The sequence below is a fragment of the Marivita sp. NO-S04 genome (assembly GCF_059070475.1).
Map to the genome: position 1 here is coordinate 1 of NZ_JBKAEE010000002.1, position 21,764 is coordinate 21,764.

A 21,764-nucleotide genomic window follows, 5' to 3' on the forward strand; every position below is an offset into this window, starting at 1 on the left:
AGACCTCTTTCAGGACCTCGAAGGACATGGCACACCAACCCTCTACTTCCTAGCCGCAACCATCCACTACACAACCCTCTACGGAACACCCCCAAACACAGACATCCAACTCCCCGACACACTCCACCCCGCCGTCGTCAACAACTTCGCCCAGATCGTCGAATGGGTGACCGACAACGTGACGGTAAGTTCCGAAGCTGAGCGAAACTTCAACGTGAGCGTCGCCAATCTAATTGCCGACGCTCCGGGTATTGACGACATGCCCGATGTGGATGACGACGCGCCGGACGACAGCGACGGCCCCGAGAGCAGCATCATTGTCCTGAGCGGCGAGCAGAGCAATTACACGCTGACCATGTCCCCCGGCGACACCATCTCGCTCGAGGACCGGCGTCCAGGCGGGGATGGTCTCCGGACCTATTCCGACTCTGTCACGCTTGAATTCGCGGACGGATCCCCTGCAACCCAGCAGGGCAGCTTTGCGGTCGAGGATTTCAGCGGCATGGCCTCGCTCGGCGACGACTCCATGGGCTCTCTAACCGAGCTTTACATCGCCTATTTCAACCGGGCACCTGATGCGACCGGGCTGAGTTTCTGGGGCGACAAGCTGGCCCAAGGCATGACCATGCGTGAAATCGCAGGCTATTTCTTCGACCAACCAGAACCCAGAGCGCTTTACGGTGAAGACATCAATCTCGCCAAGTTCGTGTCCTCGGTCTACAACAACGTCTTTGGCCGTGCGCCGGATGCCGATGGGTTCCGGTTCTGGCTCGATGCGTTGGAGAACGACGACTCGATCACGCCGGCCACCTTCATCATGGAGATCCTCGACGGCGCGAAAGCCGAAACCGGAAGCATCGAGGACGCCCAGTACCTTGCGAACAAGGTGGTGCTTGGCACCCATTACGGCGTCACCCGCGGCATGTCCAACGTCGACACCGCCCGCGATGTCATGAGCCAGTTCGACGGATCGAGCGAAAGCTTCGACACCGCCATCGCCGAGATCGAAACCGCCTATGCGGATGCGGTAGATGCCGGCGATGGTGACGGGGAGTTCCTGATCAAGCTTGTCGGAGGTGCGGACGATGACGATGATGATTACGCCGACGAGGTCGAAAGCGATGCCCAGTTCATGCGGCTGTCCTGACGCGTCTCATCGTCAGGGCACAACCCAAGCGGCATAAGGGTCTTCGACCACGCCAAGAAGCGTGATCAGGAACTCTCCGGAACCATCGGGGGACAGGGCCGCGCTGGACGCGTCACCGGCCACGGCCAGCGCATCTGCAACGCTGTTTTCGGATCCGTCATAAAGCGCCATCATCTCAGAGGCGACGGCAATATTGCTCAGGCCAAGACCAGCCGCATAATGCAGTCCGAGATCGATCTTGGTGTCGAGATAGGCGCGGTCTGCCTGCTGCTGGATGACAAATGCGCCAGAGGTCCCTTCTGGTGGATCCGCACGGGCGCCGCGCAGCACTTCGAGGATGAACATATCTCGGGTCACCAGACCACTGTCGAGGGCGGTAGTCCAGAATTCGAAGCCGCTCTCGTCTGGCGCGCGGCCCAGCGTATTGGCGTAGACATCTATCACCACATCGGCCGCGTTCCGGTCATCCGTGAAGACAGAGGCCGCTTCTTCCGAGATGTCGAACAACCGCACGATTTCGGGCAGGGTGAGCCCCGTGGCCCAAGCATCAGCCCAGAAGATCAATCCAAGCGCATCCGGCGCACGGCCAAAATAGCTCAGGTAGACCTCGGTCAGGGTGCGGAACTCCTCCGCTGACAAGCGGACCGCGTCGTCAACCCGGGTGAGGTCAAAAAGCTCTCCACCGAAATCAAGAAACTCGATCCCCGACAGCGTGTCCATCCCTTCGGCACCGCGCCGGTCTTCGAGGAGAAAGCTCGAGCCAATGGCTAGGGTGAACTGCGATTGTGCTCCAATAAAATAGGCAGTGTCGGTCCCCTCATGTCCCTCAAGCAGATCGTCTCCAGCCCCACCGGTGAGACTGTCGTGCCCCATCGTACCCATCAGCCTGTCGTCACGATCCGATCCAGGCAGCACATTGCCCGCTTCTGCGGTCAGGTCGAACCCGACGACCGCAGCCATGTCGCGGATATAGGTGGCAATGACCGCATGGCCTGCGCTGGTTGGGTGGATCCCATCGATGCTGAAGTAGCTCTGGTCATTGATCGCGGCACCATCACTGAAGATGTCGCTGCTGACATTGCTGAACCCGAAAGCCTCGGGGTCGTCTTCTACTGCGTCGATCAATGACGCAATATCCACAAAGAGCGCATTCAGATCGAGGCTTTCGACATAATCGTCAAGCCGCCTGTTGTAATCCTCCACCAGTTCGTTCCAGACAAAAGCGAGGATCGGATTGTCCGCAGCTTCCACACCAAGAAAGGCGCCCCCAGCCTTCGGCAATCCCAGTACGAGGAAATTCTGCGCGCCCACGGCAGCAAGTGTGTCCACCATCTGCGCGATATGGCCGACGATCGACGCGCCGATGGTCAGGATATCGAAGATATCCCACAAATCAGCCTCCGCGAGCTGCAGGAAATCATTGCCACCGATCCAGATCACGAAAACATCCTGATCGTCCGGGGCCGGGATTTCCCCAGCCTCAACAAGTGCTTTGAACCCTTCGGCCTGCTGCACCCCGCCGGGACGACTTGGCGTATCGTCCAAGGACGCCACCGCCCCGCCATGGGCAAAGTTCACGCCATTGAGCGCCGAGCCGCCCAGAAACCCCTCCAAATCGGGAGCACTGCTGATCATGGCGGCTGCGGGGGCCACTGCAAGATCGTTGCGGATGTATTCATGCCAGACCAGACCGTTGCTCGCACGGCCACCGAAAGGAAAGGAGACCGGCTCTTGTCCGGTCTGTGTGGCCGTCGCACCATCGTCCGAAAGACTGTCGCCGAAGATATACAAGTTACCACCAAGCGGCATCTGTCCGTCCATGTATCAAGGGTCAGTCCTTGTCTCAGTAGCGGCAATCGCCCACAAACGCGAGAACCACGGGGCGCGTCGGAACAGGATGCGGCGCGTGCAGGCCTCTTTGGGCCTTGCGATGCACAAAAGGGAACCGGAATGGCCCAAAAAGACGACCTGATGACCAATGCCGCGCTGATCGTCGCCGCGGGCCGGGGCAGCCGGATGCGGCAGGACATGCCCAAGCAGTACCTGTCGCTCGGCGGACACGCGGTGCTCTGGCACACGGTGCAGGCGTTTCTGGCCTCGGATCGGATCGACACGGTGCGGGTGGTGATCCATCCCGACGACCGGGCGCTTTACGACCATGCGGTTGCGGGAATCACGGATGCACGGCTGGAGGCGCCGGTGCCGGGGGGCGCCTCGCGGGCAGCCTCGGTGCGGCTGGGGCTGGAGGCATTGCAGGCGGAGGTGCCGGCGCATGTTCTGATCCATGACGCGGCGCGGCCCTTTTGCCCGACCCATCTGATCGCGGCCGTTCTTGAACCGCTGACAGAAGTCGAGGGCGCCTTTGCCGCCCTGCCGGTGGTGGACGCCCTGTGGAAGGCCGACGGGGCCGAGGCGCTCAGCCCGGTGTCCCGCGACGGGCTCTGGCGGGCGCAGACGCCGCAGGCCTTTCGCTACGAGGCCATTCTCGCCGCCCATCTCACCGGCGACGCGGCGGCAGCCGATGATGTCGAGATCGCCCGCGCTGCCGGGCTGCGCGTGCGCGTGGTCGAAGGAGCCGAGGAAAACTTCAAGATCACCCTGCCCCGCGACCTTGTCCGCGCCGCGCAGTTGCTTGGCTAGATGCGCAAGGGCGACCTGGCGTCAGAGGTCGCGGACCACAACGCCTTTCCAGCCCAGGCCCTTGTATGTCTCGAAGCCTTGGGTGACGTGAAACCCGACAAGTCGGTCATGCTCGGTATAATAGCCTGACATCTCGCCCTGGTGCCGTTGCAGCGGGAAGTGGTCGGTCAGGACACCCTTGCCGTCCGAGGACGCAATGATCCGGTCGGTGTGGTCTAGGATCATGACACGCACGCCCGATGTCTTCATCCGGTCATCAAGGCGCACGCCCTGGACCACGCTGCGGGACTGCTCCTGCCAGTCAAAGGAGGTCGCCATCACACCGATCGGCGCGCCACGGGTCGCACCGCCGTCGCGGATGAGGGTTGCATAGGACAGGGTCTGGCGGTTGTGCAGCAGCCGCGAGCACACGACATCCCCCGCCGCATACTCATTGGCGGTTTCCAGCGCCAGACTGGCCTTGAACCAGGGCAGGTCCGAGACGTTCTGGTCCGTGACGGCGAATTGCCCCGGACGCGCATTGGTCAGGATCCGCCCCTCAAGGTCACAGACCCAGATGTCGAGATAGATGTTGTAGGCCTCCAGAATGACCCCCAGCCGTTTGCCGGCATGGGCCACACGCTCGGGATTGGGGTCTTTCAGACACTCGACGAAACTGCTGTCGGTGGCCCACCAGGGCACGTCGCAGGTGCGTTCATAGAGATTGCGATCCAGCACGTCGATGGCGTTGTAGGCCAGATCGACCAGCCGTTCCCCGGCGGCGGCGCGCTCCATCCGGGCCACCAGCCCCTGCAAGCTGCGAAGCTGGACGCCGATATCCTCTTCAAGCCCTCTGGCGATGGTGTTGATCTCGTCGCCGACATTGCGCACCTCATCGGCCACCACCGCAAAACCCCGGCCATAAGGACCTGCCTTGGCGCTCTCGATCTTGGCATTCAGCGCCAGCATCGTCATCTGGCTGGTGATCCGCTGGATGGTGGCGGCGTTGCGTTCGGCATAGCGGTTCAGATCTTCGGTCCGGTCCGAAATGAGATCGAGCGTAACCTTTTCTTCGGACGCAACCGGATGGGAATCTTGGCGCAAGATCGGTGTTGTCACGGATGACAGCACAGACAAGCATACCACAAACGATTTTGCTCCCGGTCAGGCCAATTGAAAAAATATCCGAGCTCCCCAATGCGGCGCACAGGGCATGGCGCAGCAAAAAACATGTCGAGGTGTTCGACCGAAAAGATGCCCAAAGAGATCGGATGATGAGCCCCTACCCTCCTGCCAATAGGGCTCCCGGTTCAGATACCCACCCAAAACGATGTTCCGAAAGGCTACGCTAACCATCAGGACTTCGGCTGTGCCATCCGGAGAAAGATGTTCGGTATGCAAGACTCCGGAAAGTTTCGAGAAATCATACTGGACCTTGCCAGTGGTCACCGATGCGCTCGGTTGTCGGGTGAGCCACCACACAGGCACTGGACCGCATGATGCGAGAAAGGCGTTGTTGCATTACCCCGGCCTGAGGCGTGACGTCCCCTTACCCCGCTGACGTTATGCCACGCGGACGATCTCGGCGGTGCCGAGGGCGTTGAAGCGGTTCATGAGGGCGATGCGGATGTGGATTTCGGCGGTCTGTCGGTCGGGGTCTCTTGCCATGATACGCTCGCCGAAGGATTTCAGGCAGCGCATCTTCGCCTCGATCCGGTTGCGGGCGTGGTATCCGGTCCAGCGTTTCCAGAACGCCCGCCCGTAGTATCGCGTCGCGCGCAGGGTGTCGTTGCGGGCGCGTGCAGCCGGGCAGTCTTCTTTCCAGAGACGTCCGTTCTTTCGGATCGGGATGATCGGAACGGCGTCGCGTTCGATGATGGCCTTGTGGCAGCGGCGTGTGTCGTAGGCGCCGTCGGCGGTGACCGTGCCTATCTGCTCACCTGCCGGGATCTGGCCGAGCAGGTCGGGCAGCACGGGGCTGTCGCCGTCGCGGCTGGGGGTGAACTCGACTGCCCGGATGTCCGAGGTGGTGGTGTCCATGGCCAGATGGACTTTGCGCCATTGGCGTCGGCCTTGCACCCCGTGCTTGCGGGCCTGCCATTCGCCATCGCCGAGGAACTTGATCCCGGTGCTGTCGACCAGCAGGTTCAGCGGGCCGTCCGCACGGCGATACGGGACCTGGACGGCCAAGGTCTTTTGCCTGCGGCACAGCGTGGAAAAGTCCGGCACGGGCCAGTCCAGGCCGGCCAGTCGCAGCAGGCTGGCCACCATTCCGGCGGTCTGGCGCAACGGCAACTTGAACAGGACTTTGATCGATAAGCAGAACTGTATGGCCGCATCGGAAAACACCGCCGGACGTCCGGGTCGACTGTCACGCGGCGCGCGCCAGGTCATGTCCTTGTCGACCCAGATGAGCAGAGACCCCCGCTTCCTGAGTGACGCGTTGTAGCTGGACCAGTTCGTCGTGCGATAGCGGGCGGGAGATGGCTTGCTCATGCACCGCGTCTAACGCCATGGATTCGCGAAGTGAATCCTTCGTCGTCAGACTTTTGCAACAATGCCTGCGAGAAACCATCTTGAGCTCACCGAATAGATTTCTGGGAGGCTGCACAGCGACCACAATCCCAAGATGCTTGAGAAGGAAGGCTCTAGATCCAGAATAAATACGCTCAGAAATTTACATTCATGGCATCCATCGGGCGGCACTATCAAATCGCAGTCTGTCGGCAATTGCCCCTACCTCAACCGGATCTAGAAAAGGACCTTTGCGGAAGAAAGCCAATGAAAACTTCAGTAAAGATGTAATAAAGCAAGGATGTTGAAAACCGTTTGCCAAAACAGTAATACCTTCGACAGAGATCAAACTTGATCTCTGTTGAACGTCCATTCAATGGCTTATTTTGCCAAATTCGGAGTCTGTTATGTTGATCGACCTCACCAACTTCTCACTTGACGAGCTTAAAAAGCTCCAAAAAGACGTCACAAAAGAAATTTCTTCATTTGAATCGCGCAAACGAAAAGAAGCTCTGGCGGCTGCAGAAGCTGCCGCTCGAGAGGCGGGATTTTCATTGAGTGACCTTTTGGGTTCAGGAAAAAATTCACCCAAGCCCCCTGCTATTCCAAAGTATCAGCATCCTGAGAACTCCGCTGTCGTATGGTCTGGCAAAGGTCGGCAGCCAACTTGGTTCAAGGAAGCGGTCGCGGCCGGAAGATCACCCGATGATCTATTGATCAGAAAATAGGACTCAAACACTGCATCACAGGACAGGTGGTGTGCGACCTGCAGCGTCTGATCCCCTGATGCTGGGCCTGCGCTTCCGCACCCGACCTCAAGGGACAACAGTGGAGCTTCATAAGCTGTAGACGCCGAGGTTAAGTGCATCCTCAAAGACCAGGGCAAGGTCTGCGAGAAGGTTCACGTCAAGGACAACAGTGCCACGACAATCGACAAAGGACTTGTCATCGGCATGCGGGCCTTCCCGACAACCCTGTGATGGTCAACGTCTGACAGCAGCGTGAGGCAGATGGAACTCCTTACGGACCAACGTCTCGACCTTGCTGCTGGCCATCATGGTCATTGTGTGAAAATCACCATGGCGCCGATCCTGGGACACAAACGGGCTCTGATTTTGTGACCGCCTTCCTGTGCGGATCATCACAGACCCACGATGGCACATCGATGCCGCCGGGGGAAGATCACATCATCAGAGCTCCGATTTTGGCACCCTGAAAGAACATCCGTGTCCCGATCTGAAACTGCCACTATTGAAAATGGGGATAATGGGAAACTGACAATCAGGAGCGCAGCTCATGAAGACCATTCCAGCAACAACGGCGAGCAAAAAAGTCAGACTCTTCTTGACCCGCCCTCAACGAGACCCTGTCGTCGTGACAAAGAAGAGCCGCTCCGTCAGTCACCATGACGCTGTCATACCCAGATGAACGAAGTGGTGAGCAGCCGCATCGAGCGCGGTCTGCACACAGGTCTCATCCAGATCGACAAGGCAGCTCTCAGAAAAGTCACCGCGACTTCGACGGAAAGCGGATTGCACACCTTCGGAAACGGACAGCTGACAGCGCTTCCTGAAAGTCACCAAAACGGACGCTGCTGAGGAAAACCCGTGGCCCATATATGAGTATCACATCAGCTGCACTCGATACGACGCTGTGGTTTTCCAGCAAGACCGGACCATCGAGGACCCCCTGCCTTTACATGCAAAGGGTCCATGATGATCCATAAAAGACGATGGTGCGGTCAGAGCGTGGTGCCGTCTGGCTCGACCTGCCGAGGAACCTGTTTTTGGACGCGGCATAGACCTCAAGGCGCATAGCTCCGCGTAAGAAGCTGAGATGCAATCAAATGCCGGACTTTTCAGTCAAGCCCAGCTCTGCATCGTGGTCATGACAGCCTGCGGCGGGCAGCGACAACATCCGAGCGCTTTCGCCAAATACTACATCCATGAAGGGCAAAAGGGAGAAAAAATATCAATGGATATAAATTCATGAGTTTATGAGAAGCGAGATACAATTATCCTACATAAATATTACAATTAAAACAAATTCTGATCATAGTTTCCAAAATAATGCTGGAAAAATAAGCTTGCGAAGCGTATTCCATGCCGTCAAATGTTAAGAAGATTAGGCATGTTTGTGCGTTGATTCATCACAAAACAATGCAAATCTGTTCATGTCACTTTTGAAAGGCTGCATTCGTGTTTTACAAAGATGAGCGTCTGGCTTTGTTTATTGATGGTTCAAATCTGTACTCTGCAGCAAAATCCCTCGGATTCGACATAGACTATAAATTGCTACGCCAGGAATTTGTTCGCAGAGGTAAGCTTTTGCGGGCATTTTACTATACCGCAATTTTGGAAAGCGACGAATATTCACCCATTCGTCCACTTGCAGATTGGTTACATTACAACGGCTTCAACATGCGGACAAAGCCAGCCAAGGAATACATTGACAGTCAAGGTCGTCGAAGAGTCAAAAACAATATGGACGTTGAACTGGCCACGGATGCGATGGAATTGGCTGATCATGTTGATCACATCGTACTTTTCTCTGGAGATGGCAATTTCCAGCCTTTGGTTGAAAGCATTCAGCGCAAAGGCGTTCGGGTTTCAGTAGTATCTACAATTCGCAGTCACCCACCTATGATTGCAGACGAATTGAGACGTCAAGCAGATAATTTTATTGAACTTGACGAGCTGCGCGACGTTATTGGGCGCGCGCCACGTGAACCGATGCCTGAGCGTGAATCCATCACCAATAATGAGGAATAGTGGCGAAGTGATTTCTGCATTGTGAAAGAACGCATGAGTCAATTCTATCAGATTTTTTCTTGACCAGATTTGATCCAGCATCAACTCTCGCATCCCGAGCGTAAAGGCTGTGTCACGGTACGCGATGCGTTTCGCGACTTGATCACGCTCATGGCTTATTCCAACGGAATGGTTGCCAACGCCGCAAGCAGCTTCACGCAGTTTCTGCGCAATGTGTTGCTGGACATGTCCAATCAGACGCTCTTGCGAAGGGATGGCCGCGGACAGGGCTTTTGCGGTTCCAAGGTCAAATCAGTCCTTTGTCCGATATTGCGTTACAAGCTGCCGGAAGCGCACAAACGACTTCATGTCTCGGCAAGCACCCTGTTTTACCCTGACACGCTTCTCAGACCGCAGGGCAGCCACTCAACGCGCTTGGATCATCGCGGTGAGCCTGAAGTGCTCTTCAGTGCAATGGCCAGTGACTTCTTCTGAGACACCAGAATGATGCACTTTTTCCGCAGGAACTGCCAATGAAGCTCAGGTTTCGTTGCATCATGCCGCAGTTCTGGATCGTGACAGGGAAAGCCCTTACGCCACTGCCTGAGCTCTCAGCCACGAAGCCGGACAGCCCCCACAAACGCTCACATTTGCGTGCACTTGTCCTGTACAGCCCAGCATACGCGGGCGGATCAGCTGTCGTAGTCAATCGCGTGGCGCAATTCTTTTTCGTATTCCAGCGCCTTCCCGGAGCCCAATGCGACAGAGTTCAGACATTCGTCTGCGATGGAAACCGGCAAGCCGGTTCGTTCTCGGAGTGCAAGGTCCAGATCTCCCAGCAATGCTCCGCCCCCGGTGAGCATTACACCACGATCCACGATATCTGAAGCAAGATCGGGCGGTGTGACTTCAAGCGCAGCCATCACCGCTTCGCAAATCGCCTCCACGGGTTCCGACAAGGCCTCGACGACCTGCGCTTGGTTGACTGTGGCTTCCTTGGGAATGCCGTTCACGAGATCGCGACCCCGTATCATCATGGTTGTCCCATGACCGTCTCTCGGCATGCGAGCCGTGCCGATCGACGTTTTGATCCGTTCAGCAGTGGCCACACCCACCAAAAGGTTTTGATGACGGCGAAGGTAATTGATGATCGCTTCATCCATGCGGTCTCCACCAATGCGAACAGATCTTGCATAGACAATGTCGCCAAGGGATAGGACGGCAACCTCAGTGGTCCCACCGCCAATATCGACGACCATATTTCCGGTAGGCTCGATAATCGGCATTCCCGCTCCAATCGCCGCTGCTATTGGTTCAGCGATCAGTCCTGCTTGGCTTGCACCTGCAGACAACACTGAATGGCGAATTGCACGCTTTTCTACTGGAGTTGCACCATGTGGAACGCAGACAATTATCTTTGGCTTCCGCAATGTTGATCTTGTGTGCACCTTTTGAATAAAATGCTTGATCATTTCTTCTGCGACGTCAAAATCAGCGATAACGCCATCGCGCATCGGCCTTATGGCCTCTATGCCGACGGGCGTGCGGCCCAGCATTAGCTTAGCATCTTCGCCCACGGCCAATACCTTTTTCCGACCGTCTTTAATATGGTAGGCAACTACAGATGGTTCTGACAACACTATACCACGCCCCTTGGCATAAATTAGCGTGTTTGCCGTTCCGAGGTCGATAGCCATGTCCGAAGAAAACATGCCCCACAGTTTGTTAAATCCAAGCACCAGATTACTGCCCCTCGCCTTAAAATAATGGGCAACCCGCCCATTGGGTTGTGAACAAATGCTTCTATAAGCGCAGCTCTGCTGATGCGAAAGAGATAGAACGCAGACGCCCGGCATGAACTTGCCACATCTACCTGGCAAAATGCAGACATACATTGGATGATGTAAAGATCATTATTTTTGGAAAAAATAAAATTATTTCACATGATTTCGAAAAGGTTTGTGGTCTCTTATAGCAATATATAAATTTATCACTATAGTAGGAAAAGACGCTCAAGCTTTAAAACTTCACTGCATGAGCATGTCAATTTCAGCAGGTTGCCGTTGATTTGCGATGCGCCCCACAGCAAGTGCCGTCCAATGCGACCGGGTCGACGTCATTCTTCCTGCAGATTTCCAAGAGCGTCGGGATGGCCATCCTGTATGGTCGAGATGGAGCTTGGCGCAGCCACGACCCACACGGAGACCTCAATGACCAAGACCACCACGGAGCTAACCGAGCTTCTGCAAAAGCATGATTGGCGGGATTTGCTGCCCTCAATCGCAGAGAGGCCGTCCTGCACCTGATGACGGAGAGCGATGGATGGCCTGATTGGCGCCGCGCGCCATGAACGGGCCCAGCAGCGCACAACCTGACGCAACGACTATCGCAACCGCGCTCTGCACACCCGGCTGGGGAGATTGAACCTGAAAGTGCGGAAGCTGCGGCAGGGCAGCTGTTTCCCGGCTTTTTCGAAGCCCGCAAACCCTCTGAACAGGCGCTGGTCGCCGTGATCCAGGAGGCATGGCTCGGTGGCGTCTGAACGAAACACGGATGTGAGTGCTGGACGTAATCTCCCCAAAACGGCTGGATGAAAATTCCCCAGTTGGGCGCTGAGGCCGGTGGTCAGGGGGCATGCCCCCTGACCACCGGCGGCGCAGAATAACCCCTGTAATGCCAATGGAAGGGCGTGCAGGTGGTTGGATTGAGGGAGATAGTGATGATCTTGGAATTGAAGCGGCAGGGCCTGGGCGTCAGCGCGATCGACGCCCTGCTGGCCGAGGAACTGACACTGCGCGAGGGACGCAGGATCGGTGTCGGGCTGCGCACGGCGCGGCTCACCCCGATCAAGACCCTTGAAAGCTTCGACTTCTCGTTCCAGCCATCGCTTGACCGGCATCGCATCATGGCGCTGGCCCAACTGGAATTCATCAACCGCGCTGAGGTTCTGCACTTCCTCGGCCCGCCCGGCACAGGTAAGAGCCATCTCGCAACCGCCTTCGGCGTCGCTGCCGTGAAGGCAGGCCGAAGCGTCTATCGTTGCACTCTGGCCGAGCTCATCGATGGTCTGGCGCAGGCTGAACGAGAGGGACGTCTGGCGGAGAAGATCCGCTTCCACGCACGGGCTTCGCTGCTGATCGTCGACGAAATCGGGTATCTGCCGATCACCAGTGGCGGAGCCAACCTGTTCTTCCAACTCGTCAACGCGCGCTCCGAAAAGGGCGCGATGATCCTGACATCGAACCGCGGCTTCGCAGAATGGGGTGAGGTCTTCGGAGATCCCGTCGTGGCGACCGCGCTTCTGGACCGGCTGCTCCATCACGCCGTCGTCGTGCAGATCGAAGGCGCCAGCTATCGACTACGCGGACACGCTGACCTGATGCCGGAACACACCCGGTCGCACGCCAGCATCAGCCCTCCACCGCCCCAAAAGCGGCGAGGCCGACCGCCCAAGAATGGAGGCGCCAATCAAATGCACGGCTGATCGCCCAACCCGAAAGGTGGGGAATTTTGCGCCAGCACTTTTGGGGATTTTTGATCCAGCATTTTCACACGGACAAAAAAAGGCCGGCACAAGGCCGGCCGAGTTAGAGGCGGTTACATCAGCACAGGTGCGTACTGACAGATGAAGACTTCACCTCAGCGGTACCAAGTTGAAATCGCGGCAAACCTCAAAGAAAATCGAGCCGTTTTCAATCTGCTATCCTCAACATGTTGTGGCAATTTGACGTTCTCGCACTGGATGCTGCATTTATGCCGCACATTCAGAGTCATAAAACCCTATAGATATATAGGTCTCATTTAAGAGATCTATTTTTCAATCTCATGAGCATCAATTGACTCAATATTTATTTTCAATTTGTATCCTTTTGCGGTGGATAATCGCTGCAAAAGGGTCAATTCGGCGTGCCGAAACAGCCTTGGATGACATCCCCCTCCGCGTCGGTTCGGCACCTCCGAGCATCAGGCATTAACAGCGGTGATTTGCGCAGCGGGCAACCGCGAGCAAAGGATCATGCTTGGCATCACAGGCGCAAACGTCAGCCTGCAGATCGGACACTTCCCGTCGTCAAGATGGGCGACAGCGCCTCGACCTGCTCGAATTCTTCGGGGAGCGCGCCCTGGCGCACTCCACGATCATACCCGCGCCCCTGCCCGTCTCACAGGGGCGCGTGATGATTGGCAAACCCACAATCACCGATTGCAATCAGAAGGACACCGGCAGGCAGACGATCAGCCGTGTCCAGACCGTCGGGGATTTAGCGTCATTACAATACGGTCTTCGTGACAGCCGGATCAGCACTGGGACGTGCCCGGCCGGATCGTCGAAAAGGGTCATGCTCGCTTCTGTTCCTGCTCATATCGCAAACGGCTCCTCGAGTCGGCTTGCGCCACCACAACGCCAGGCAGTGCAAGTACTATTGCACTCACAGAATCTGTGGAAAACTCTGTGGATCCAGCTGTATGGGACAGGCTAAAGCCCCGTTATACGGTAGGTTTTATTGAAATGCCCAAAAAATAGGCAATTAGTAACACATTGATTTTAAATTTTATTTTACCCGCGCCGCAAATAAAAACCCTAAAGTTTTCGATTTTAACCTTTTATTGTCAAGGATGAATAACCTTCAAGTGGCCTCGTGTTGCTGCGGCGCAGCAAGTGTCAGACATGCATGACGTAATATCCATTTGCCCTCGATCAGCACCCGCGAGCAAGCACACTCGTGCAACGAATTCCCCTGGGCCTCGAAGTCAACCGCCTTGCCATTCTGCATCTGCCGTGATGGGCACCAGAAGCGCTGACCCCGAGTCCTCGGCGTCTCCATCTCATGGGCCGGGCAGAGATCCTGCGGGAGAGGCCATGGAGGCTCATCGGTACAAGGCGCAACTGGGCAGTCTCGATTCCGATTTGCAGACCGCCACGCTCCTTCAGCCAAAAGAACCCACCGACCTCGAAGACGCCATAGATGCGAGACTTTTCCGAATTGACAGCTGACAGCAGCTCAACGCCTCGTTCAGCGAACAGCTCTCGCGAGAGATCTGTGGAACAGCCACCACGGCTTTTTCAAGTTGATGTGCAACTGGGATTTGTGCGGTCATATGTACCGCCTCTTGAAACGGCGCGTAGCCGCAGGCCTCGACGAAGACCGCGACACGAGGACTAATCAATCTGTTGCGCCATAAAAAACTCCGCCAGCGAACGGAAATCTTCTATACTTCGAACTGTCCTTGCCCATCATTGCATCTTACGCTTCGCCAAGCGCAGTCGCGTTTTAAGCTGGTTTTGCAAATCTTTTATGGGTTGGTCTGTGGTCAGGTCCTTGGCGAGATTGATTTCAGCAAGCTTGAATGGAACGAGTGTCCCCGTCTGATTGGATCGATAGCGGTAATGAAAGCCCGAATAATATTTTGATCCGATGACATCCTGAAGAACCGCTTTGAGATCTTCAATATATGAACCAACCTGCTCTTGGGATAGAATATCTTTCGAGCGTGACCTTGATTTCTTGGCATCATCCGGTCGCCCCAAAAGGACGAGTCGAGGGCTGTCCTTACCAACAGGAGGGGCAGCTTCGAAGTATATGACACCGGGAAAGGATTTCCCTTTAAACCCGTGTTCTCGCCAAATGTATTCTGCTGCGACACTCACCAGCCGTCTGACAAAGGCGATATCTTTCAGGGATACCCGAAGATATGGCAGATGCGCATCATACATATGCAGAGTTCGTCCATACCACCCAAGAAGCTCAGGAGTCAAAACTCGCGTGACGGCGGGATAGACTGACATCGGCATCTTGCCGTCCTGAGCTAAAGACTCCGGGATCGCAGTTGCTTGCACCTGATAAATAGGCCCATCGGCATCGGTGTGCTCGAAAACTGCCTGAATCTCCAAGGCCAGATCAACCATAAAGTCAGCATGCTCAGGTATCGTCTTATCCAACGGTAAAGGAACACTGTCCGTACTGCGCTGAAGCATAAAGGATTTCTCACCCTTTGTCAGCTTCATCGGCGTGATCCGCCGACCATCTTTTTTCTTGACCTCCGCGTTGCTCAATTGAAACGGAAGCGTCGTCGCTCTGATCGTGCCAGAATCGGAATTGGGAAGAGCAAGAATGCACGACATATCTGCGTACAGGAAAAACATTGCGACAGTATTGTTTTTCAACTTAATCGCCATACCCAATGGCTTGTGAAGTTGCCCCAAAGACTGCTGCGGCACACAAACACCTACTCTGCCGTGATTTTGAACCGGATTTGTTTCAATTGCGAATGCAAGTGCTTGGCTGGCTATTGTAAGTTGAGGCGTCTCCGGCCGCTCGAGGAGATAAGTTTCGAATAAATCGGAATAGTCAAACTCCATAAGATCATCAGCGATCAATTGCGATTGTGCAGTTCGGTCACGCATTTCAAATCCATATTCTGATTGCGGATCTCTTACGAAAAGCTTTTCTAGAGACCTGGCTCAACAGCAAGTCACGTGACAACATCATCATTGAAAAACAAATGTTGCAATAGGACATCAGTGATATATGGATATGAAAATCCTATTTCGTCGCAAAAGCACAAAGATTGCCTTATTTCATGGCGCAATCAAATATCTTTATTTTATCTCGTTTGATCTATTTGATGACTTTTACTTGTAAGTGCATTATTAAGAATTTTTACGGTATCTTAAATATGTTTATAAAACTTTTTCAGATTAAATATATATTATTATTTTTCTCAACGCTCACATGAAATTTCATAATTATTGACAAAATTCCTATTCGCACTTCTGGTTCCAAAATACGCAACGGCCATTCTTTTCTCCTGCATGTATACAATCAACTATACAGACCTTGAGGAATGAATTGTGGTGTTTGGGGAAATGCACCATGAAGAGACAAACCGATATCGATTTTGACCGTGAATTTGTCAAGGTTCATCGCGTCAAGGCTGGGCTGAATGCTGCAAGTAAGAAGAACACGATTGCGGTTGGTGAGATGATGAATCCACTCAGACAAGCTGCTTCCAGAAGAAATCCACGAAGTCCAGCCTTTGCTGAACCAGCAATAATAGATCTCGCCAAAATAATGAGTGAGATGACTCTCAAGAATCCAATACTTGTACCGACACTGTTCAGCACCATTGGGGATATGCTCCAGAAACTGGAAAAATTCCCTGATCTAGGTGGGTATTGCAAGTATTTGGGTACGCGCGAGATCGAGCTCTCCGAGCAGCCTGTAACCCTAGTCTACACTTTGGGCGATCATACTGCGATAACAGTTGTTGCATGTTTCTACATGGATGATGTTTTGGATTAAAGAGAATCCCATCGCATTAAACAGATGGAATTCGACTCTTTTGATCAGAGAAATCACGTTTCAGCCACGAAGTGGTCAAGCCATCGGGACTGGCCAGGTATGCGATTGTCCTTTGAGCAAAGTGTTCAGGCTGCTCTGTTACGAAATATGTGGCGAGTTTCGGTTTTGACAAACACGGGTCTCGATACGGCGCAGGCGATCATGACGAGCAGAAAGGCAAAAAAGCTTCCTGCTATTGGCTCAGGATCTTCCCGAAATTCTGCCGACAATTGAACGGAACAGCAAAGAGGCATCACCGCAGAGCCCTGTCAGGGCACATCTGGCCAGACGGTAGTTTCGGATGTCCGGCCTGCGGCTTGACAGGGCTTTGCCATGGCGTCAGCTTTTCCAGTGCGCGTGTGAAGTTGCGTCTGGCTCCTGTGATCAGCGGCTGGGTGGTTTGCGCGCCTTGGTCAGAATAACCGCGGTCCACAATCCTCGTGTCGGTGGTTCGATTCCGCCCCCGAGGCATCAAAGAACCTCCAAGTGTTCATGATATCAATGAGTTACGGGGCGAAATCGCTCCACCGTTCGCGCCTGGGCAAAAGTGGGGCTTTTTTTGTTCGTGGTTTCATCGCTGCTTCGACATGTGAGACTTATCAGATAGCAGCTCACAGAGTGGACTTGTCTTCAGGGCCACGTGCTAAATCGAACTCAAACTTGAGAGAGGCCCGGCCGTAGCCAAAAGAAAGGGCTTTGAAGCCATCCTCGCCCAGGAGTTCAGGTGGCCGACAAAAGGGGATACGTCAATTCAGGGCTCCTTCACGGAGAGGTGCTTTGTCCTTGATGTGGCCGGCACCTTCCAGAGGACCACCTGGGTATTGCGTGAAGCTTCCTTCATCGTGCTCCAGTTAATCATAGCCATCAATTGCAAGGCAGACGTCCGGTTCTCGCTCACTTGAACCGCGCCGGGTTTGCCGGAGGCTGATTTGTTTTAGTTACGCGGCCATGTCTGATGTTTCCAGAGCAGCGTAGAAGTTTGCCTCGGCCTCTGCGGGCGGAATGTTTCCGATGGGTTCGAGAAGGCGGCGGTTGTTGAACCAGTCGACCCATTCGAGGGCAGCGTATTCCACGGCATCAAAGCTGCGCCACGGTCCACGCCGGTGAATAACCTCTGCTTTGAACAAGCCGTTGATCGTTTCCGCTAGGGCGTTGTCATAGGAGTCCCCAACGCTGCCGACAGACGGTGCAATCTTCGCCTCGGCCAGTCGTTCGGTGTACTTAATGGACAAATATTGCGATCCGCGATCCGAGTGGTGGACCAGCTGATCTTGTGCAGGTCTGCGTTGATGAATGGCTTGCTCCAAAGCATCCAGAACAAACCCGGCAGTCGCCGTGCGGCTGACGCGCCATCCAACGATACGACGGGCAAAGACGTCAATGACGAAGGCCACATACACAAACCCCTGCCACGTCGCGACATAGGTGAAGTCGCTCACCCACAGCACGTTTGGCGCCGGTGCATGGAATTGGCGGTTTACCTTGTCCAACGGACACGGCAGCGCCTTGTCAGGGATCGTTGTCTTGGGCTTTTTGCCGCGCACAACACCTTCGATCCCAATGTCCTTCATCAGCCGTGCGACGGTACAGCGGGCGATATCAAAGCCTTCCCGGCGCATCTGATGCCACACTTTGCGAACACCATAGACGCTGAGGTTTTCCTCAAAGACACGCTCGATCTCGGGCTTCAGTTCTTCGTCACGCTTTGCGCGATCCGACAACAGGTCAGGATCCGCGCGCTTGGCCATGTGGTCATAAAACGTGGCAGGGGCAATCGGCAGCACACGGCAGATTGGCTCGACCCCATGATTCGCGCGGTGATCTTCTATGAACCGGATCATCGTTTCAGTGGGCGGTCGAGCTCCGCCTGGGCAAAATATGCGGACGCTTTCCGAAGAATCTCGTTGGCTTGCTTGAGCTCGCGCACTTCGCGCTCCAAGGCTTTCATCTTCTCTGCCTGCTCGGTCGTGATGCCGCCGCGCTGGCCAGTATCGACCTCGACCTTCTTGACCCATTCATTCAGCGTCTGAGGCGCGCAGCCAATCTTCGATGAAATCGACACAATCGCCGACCAACGGCTCTCATGCTGCCCTGCGCCATCCAAAACCATCCGCACAGCACGCTCGCGCACTTCTGGTGAATACTTGTTCGTTGTCTTTGTCATAATGCTCCATCCTACTCATGAGTTGGAGCCTCCGGAAAACCCGGCGCGGTTCAACTAGCTTCGGGCCTCTGCCCGACTTTGGGATTGCGCGTTCGCCCGCCTCACACGCTGCGGCTCCTCGGTCTCTCCTAGCCCCTCAAGCGCAAGCGGCGCCGTCCCGGGGAACGCGACCATGAGCTTTGAACCGCCCCGGGTTTACCGGAGAGTAAAACACTCAAAGGATGAGCCCTATGACAAAGCAGAGATTCACCCCCGCCTATCCGGCCGAGCTTCGCGAACGCGGTGTTCGGATGTTTCGAGAGAACCGTACCGATTATTCCAGCGATACGGCCGCCTATAAGGCCATCGCGCCGAAGCTTGGCTGTTCGCCGGACAGTCTGCGGGTCTGGTGTCAGCAGGCCGAACGCGATGCCGGGCAGCGGGCCGGTCTGACAAGTGCCGAGAAGGATCGGATCAAGGAACTTGAGCGTGAGGTCCGTGAACTGCGCCAGGCCAACGAGATCCTGAAGAAGGCCAGCGCATATTTCGCAGCGGCGGAGCTCGACCGCCCATTCCGCAAATGATCGCGTTCATTGATGATCACCGTTGTGTCCATGGTGTCGGGCCGATCTGCCGGGTTCTGGGGATCGCACCATCGACTTATTACGCCTTCAAGGCCGTGGAGCGTGATCCGGATCTGGCATCGGACCGGGCCAGGCAGGATCAGCTGGACATGGCTGCGATCAAGCAGGCCTTCGAGGGCAGCCGGGGCCGATATGGCGCGCGCAAGGTCTGGCACCAGCTACGCCGCAGTGGCCATGATATCGCCCGCTGCACGGTGGAGAGGTTGATGCAGGTCATGGGATTACAAGGCGTTGTGCGGGGCAAGAAGGTGATCACCACCAACCCCGATACGGCACAACCTTGCCCGCACGATAAGGTAAACCGAGCCTTCGTGGCGGACATGCCAAACCAGCTTTGGGTCAGCGACTTCACCTATGTTTCCAGCTGGCAAGGAATGGTCTACGTGGCTTTCATCATCGACGTCTTCGCCCGCAAGATCGTTGGCTGGCGGGTCTCGACCTCGATGACGACTGGTTTCGTCTTGGATGCCCTGAACCAGGCCATCTGCCAGAGGGCGCCGTCTGAGGCTGACAAATTGATCCATCACAGTGATCGTGGCAGCCAATACCTGTCGATCCGATACACCGAGCGGCTCGCAGAGGCCGGCATCGATACCTCGGTCGGAAGCGTCGGCGATTCCTATGATAATGCCCTCGCCGAAAGCATCATCGGCCTGTTCAAGACCGAGGTCATCAAGTTCCTCGGCCCCTGGAAGTCGGTCGGTCAGGTCGAATGGGAAACTCTGAAATGGGTCGACTGGTATAACAACACCCGCCTTCACAGCGCCGTCGGTTACATCACGCCACAAGAAGCAGAGGAGGCATTCTACGCAAGCTTGAACGCTGACGAAAAAGCAGCCTAACTATTGAACCAGAAACTCTCCGGTAAACCCGGGGCGGTTCACTTCAGCTCCTCACCCATCGCGCGGACGTAACTCATCAGCGTCGAGAGCAAGAGGTCACTTTGGCGCTCGTATTTCGCGACGGTGGCCTGCTGGACGCCGAGAGCGTCAGCAAGTTGAACCTGGGTCAGCTTCTTGGCCTTCCGCAGCTCTCGGCGCGTCGTTTCAAGCTGATCGCAACATCCGAAAACTAACGATACACCATGAAGAGGAAGAGCATTTGACGTCCGATGATGAACGGGCAACGGTAAAACTTATCAGTATGCCGTTTTCTGGATGTCGTGGCGGAGGCAAAACCAAGTGAAGCTCGAGATGATCTTGGCTGCCGCGGCCTGCACTGCCGGTCCTGTTGCTGGGTCCTTTAGCAAAACGCAGCTTGAGATTGCCGTATTCGACGGTGTCATCGCAGAGCAGCCTTCCTCACTCGCGCAAGAAGCACTGGGCGCAGGCCGCAGCTCCAGATCATCCCGCGACATCGATCTTGCTGGCGCTGAACATTCCAGAATCTTCCCAATGGAGAGACGCCTCCAGAAGATGAAGCCTTGCAACCTCCATTTCCACGAACAAGCCGAACACAAGAAGGATGACTTCACCACGCATGCCGGCAAGGGTGATGACCATGGCATTGGACCTGGGGTCCGCTTCGATGAAGATTTGGCCAAAACCAAACGGCAACCCAATGCGCGCGAGGCGAATGCAAGCACATATTGGGAGCCGGTTTCCGGTGACGCAATCGAAATCCACTCCGTTCACAATACCGCACAGCCCCTACCAGGCTCGAGGCTTGGTGCCTGTCGCCCCGAAACCATTCTCAACCCCGAGCTCAGAGTGGAACCCATCGTCGCAGTCTGCCCCAATGACGCAGAGGAAGCGTTTTTCGCAAAGGGGCGCGGGTTTGACGGATATGCTCTTGGCACCGGGTTAGAGCCCGAGAAGTTGGGTCGGTTTATGGAATCCGCACCTCGATGCAGGTCGTCTGTCTACCTTCATGGATATGCCCGATCCGCGCGCCATCGACGCGCGCCACGACCTGAGCGCGTTGCCCGTGAGTGATTTCATCTTGGGTCTCTGTCGGTCAGCCTCCTTTGGGCAGGTGGCCATGTTCGGACGGGCAAAAGGGTTTGTTTTCGGGGCCATTCCCAGACTGAAACATGCGCTTCCGTCGCATGACACATTTCCGGATGTGTGCCGCATGATCAACCCAAGGGCACTGGACGCGAGTTTTGGCAAAGCGCTCGCGGACGTCGCACTGCGTCTCGCGATCGACGGCAAGGCTCTGCGCGAAGCACGCGGCAAAGCCGAAGGCGCGCGACCACGCATGTCCATCACGCCCAAACGCGTCGCCTCGGACAAAGCTCTATACAGTGTTTTGAAACGTGAAGCTGAGACTTGGTGCCAAAGGCGATCGCCCTGCCCAAACTGCTATCTTTGCGCAAAATCCGGAGACATCCTATGAACATTTTGGAAATCAAAAAGGCAATCCGGGACAATCTGCGCCTCAAGAAACTGGATCTGGAGCGGGGGAGCGAGCAAGAAATGTTGCTGGTCAACCGAATAACGAGGCAGGCGGAGGACGCGATCAAAACCGCACGGGAAAACCAGCCAGGAACGACACGGGCTGAAGCCTGGGCACGTGTAAGGGCCCAGTTTTTGACAGCACCTGAGGAGCCCGTCCCAAATGCCAATGACCGAGTTCCATAATCACACACAACTTTTCACAGCGAAA

At 55.5% G+C, this 21,764-nt stretch carries 17 protein-coding genes, 2 pseudogenes and 2 other annotated features; of the genes and pseudogenes, 12 read left to right on the forward strand and 7 right to left on the reverse strand.

Annotated features, from left to right (window positions below):
* Positions 1-166: 166 nt before the first annotated feature.
* On the forward strand, positions 167-1,147 hold the full coding sequence (locus ACK3EW_RS22550) for a DUF4214 domain-containing protein (protein WP_493809839.1): 981 nt from the start codon (positions 167-169) through the stop codon (positions 1,145-1,147).
* Between the two features lie 12 nt (positions 1,148-1,159).
* Here the strand turns inward: ACK3EW_RS22550 and ACK3EW_RS22555 are convergent, their stop codons facing one another.
* A complete protein-coding gene (locus ACK3EW_RS22555; RefSeq protein WP_493809840.1) occupies positions 1,160-2,968 on the reverse strand; it encodes an SGNH/GDSL hydrolase family protein in 1,809 nt (602 codons plus the stop codon).
* Between the two features lie 150 nt (positions 2,969-3,118).
* On the opposite strand from ACK3EW_RS22555, the gene ispD reads away from it, so the two are divergent.
* Positions 3,119-3,787 carry a 2-C-methyl-D-erythritol 4-phosphate cytidylyltransferase gene (gene ispD / locus ACK3EW_RS22560; RefSeq protein WP_493809879.1) on the forward strand — a complete coding sequence of 223 codons (669 nt, stop codon included), beginning with the start codon at positions 3,119-3,121 and terminating at the stop codon, positions 3,785-3,787.
* Positions 3,788-3,808: 21 nt separating this feature from the next.
* Here the strand turns inward: ispD and ACK3EW_RS22565 are convergent, their stop codons facing one another.
* Positions 3,809-4,885: a cache domain-containing protein gene (locus ACK3EW_RS22565; protein ID WP_493809841.1), complete on the reverse strand. Its 1,077-nt coding sequence runs from the start codon at positions 4,883-4,885 to the stop codon at positions 3,809-3,811.
* Between the two features lie 444 nt (positions 4,886-5,329).
* A complete protein-coding gene (locus ACK3EW_RS22570; protein ID WP_493806415.1) occupies positions 5,330-6,262 on the reverse strand; it encodes an IS5 family transposase in 933 nt (310 codons plus the stop codon).
* Between the two features lie 425 nt (positions 6,263-6,687).
* On the opposite strand from ACK3EW_RS22570, the gene ACK3EW_RS22575 reads away from it, so the two are divergent.
* From ACK3EW_RS22575 to ACK3EW_RS22585, 3 genes are all read left to right on the forward strand, one after another.
* Positions 6,688-7,008, forward strand: a complete 321-nt coding sequence (locus ACK3EW_RS22575; protein ID WP_493809842.1) for an H-NS histone family protein — start codon at positions 6,688-6,690, stop codon at positions 7,006-7,008.
* Positions 7,009-8,478: 1,470 nt separating this feature from the next.
* Positions 8,479-9,051 (forward strand): LabA-like NYN domain-containing protein, encoded by a 573-nt coding sequence (locus tag ACK3EW_RS22580; protein WP_493809843.1) that lies wholly within the window; start codon positions 8,479-8,481, stop codon positions 9,049-9,051.
* Between the two features lie 150 nt (positions 9,052-9,201).
* Positions 9,202-9,525 (forward strand): hypothetical protein, encoded by a 324-nt coding sequence (locus ACK3EW_RS22585; RefSeq protein ID WP_493809844.1) that lies wholly within the window; start codon positions 9,202-9,204, stop codon positions 9,523-9,525.
* A gap of 197 nt (positions 9,526-9,722) precedes the next feature.
* Here the strand turns inward: ACK3EW_RS22585 and ACK3EW_RS22590 are convergent, their stop codons facing one another.
* Positions 9,723-10,742 (reverse strand): rod shape-determining protein, encoded by a 1,020-nt coding sequence (locus tag ACK3EW_RS22590; protein ID WP_493809880.1) that lies wholly within the window; start codon positions 10,740-10,742, stop codon positions 9,723-9,725.
* Between the two features lie 498 nt (positions 10,743-11,240).
* On the opposite strand from ACK3EW_RS22590, the pseudogene ACK3EW_RS22595 reads away from it, so the two are divergent.
* Positions 11,241-11,569, forward strand: a pseudogene (locus tag ACK3EW_RS22595) (transposase); the annotation flags it as partial.
* A gap of 213 nt (positions 11,570-11,782) precedes the next feature.
* A pseudogene (gene istB / locus ACK3EW_RS22600) lies at positions 11,783-12,514 on the forward strand (IS21-like element helper ATPase IstB); the annotation flags it as partial.
* Positions 12,515-14,263: 1,749 nt separating this feature from the next.
* On the opposite strand, the gene ACK3EW_RS22605 reads toward istB, so the two are convergent.
* Entirely contained in the window at positions 14,264-15,433 is a 1,170-nt protein-coding gene (locus tag ACK3EW_RS22605; protein WP_493809845.1) for a hypothetical protein, read from the reverse strand.
* 469 nt (positions 15,434-15,902) lie between these two features.
* Here ACK3EW_RS22605 and ACK3EW_RS22610 point away from each other — a divergent pair, with 469 nt between their 5' ends.
* Positions 15,903-16,331, forward strand: coding sequence for a hypothetical protein (locus ACK3EW_RS22610; protein ID WP_493809846.1), 429 nt, complete (start codon positions 15,903-15,905; stop codon positions 16,329-16,331).
* Positions 16,332-17,308: 977 nt separating this feature from the next.
* Here ACK3EW_RS22610 and ACK3EW_RS22615 read toward each other — a convergent pair.
* Positions 17,309-18,534 (reverse strand): IS3 family transposase gene (locus ACK3EW_RS22615; RefSeq protein ID WP_493809847.1). Its coding sequence is split into 2 segments (ribosomal slippage): positions 17,309-18,246 and positions 18,246-18,534, totalling 1,227 coding nucleotides; the frame shifts between segments, so codons are not numbered across the junction.
* Positions 18,137-18,253: a sequence feature (AL1L pseudoknot), on the reverse strand. (Overlaps the previous gene by 117 nt.)
* Positions 18,535-18,764: 230 nt before the next feature.
* On the opposite strand from ACK3EW_RS22615, the gene ACK3EW_RS22620 reads away from it, so the two are divergent.
* Positions 18,765-19,999, forward strand: a protein-coding gene (locus ACK3EW_RS22620) for an IS3 family transposase (protein ID WP_493808251.1) whose coding sequence is annotated in 2 segments (ribosomal slippage) — positions 18,765-19,065 and positions 19,065-19,999 — 1,236 coding nt in all. Because the reading frame shifts where the segments join, the coding sequence is not laid out codon by codon here.
* Positions 19,052-19,168 (forward strand) — a sequence feature (AL1L pseudoknot). (Overlaps the previous gene by 117 nt.)
* 38 nt (positions 20,000-20,037) lie before the next feature.
* Here ACK3EW_RS22620 and ACK3EW_RS22625 read toward each other — a convergent pair.
* A complete protein-coding gene (locus tag ACK3EW_RS22625; protein WP_493809848.1) occupies positions 20,038-20,283 on the reverse strand; it encodes a helix-turn-helix domain-containing protein in 246 nt (81 codons plus the stop codon).
* Between the two features lie 289 nt (positions 20,284-20,572).
* Between ACK3EW_RS22625 and ACK3EW_RS22630 the strand changes: the two genes are divergently transcribed.
* The 3 genes from ACK3EW_RS22630 to ACK3EW_RS22640 are packed head-to-tail and all read left to right on the forward strand — an operon-like array spanning position 20,573 to position 21,739.
* The gene (locus tag ACK3EW_RS22630; RefSeq protein WP_493809881.1) at positions 20,573-21,091 is read left to right on the forward strand and encodes a delta-class carbonic anhydrase; all 519 of its coding nucleotides are present in this window, start codon (positions 20,573-20,575) and stop codon (positions 21,089-21,091) included.
* Entirely contained in the window at positions 21,027-21,494 is a 468-nt protein-coding gene (locus ACK3EW_RS22635; RefSeq protein WP_493809849.1) for a hypothetical protein, read from the forward strand. The genes ACK3EW_RS22630 and ACK3EW_RS22635 overlap by 65 nt, the downstream gene beginning before the upstream one ends.
* Positions 21,491-21,739 carry a hypothetical protein gene (locus tag ACK3EW_RS22640; protein WP_493809850.1) on the forward strand — a complete coding sequence of 83 codons (249 nt, stop codon included), beginning with the start codon at positions 21,491-21,493 and terminating at the stop codon, positions 21,737-21,739. The genes ACK3EW_RS22635 and ACK3EW_RS22640 overlap by 4 nt, the downstream gene beginning before the upstream one ends.
* Positions 21,740-21,764 lie beyond the last annotated feature (25 nt).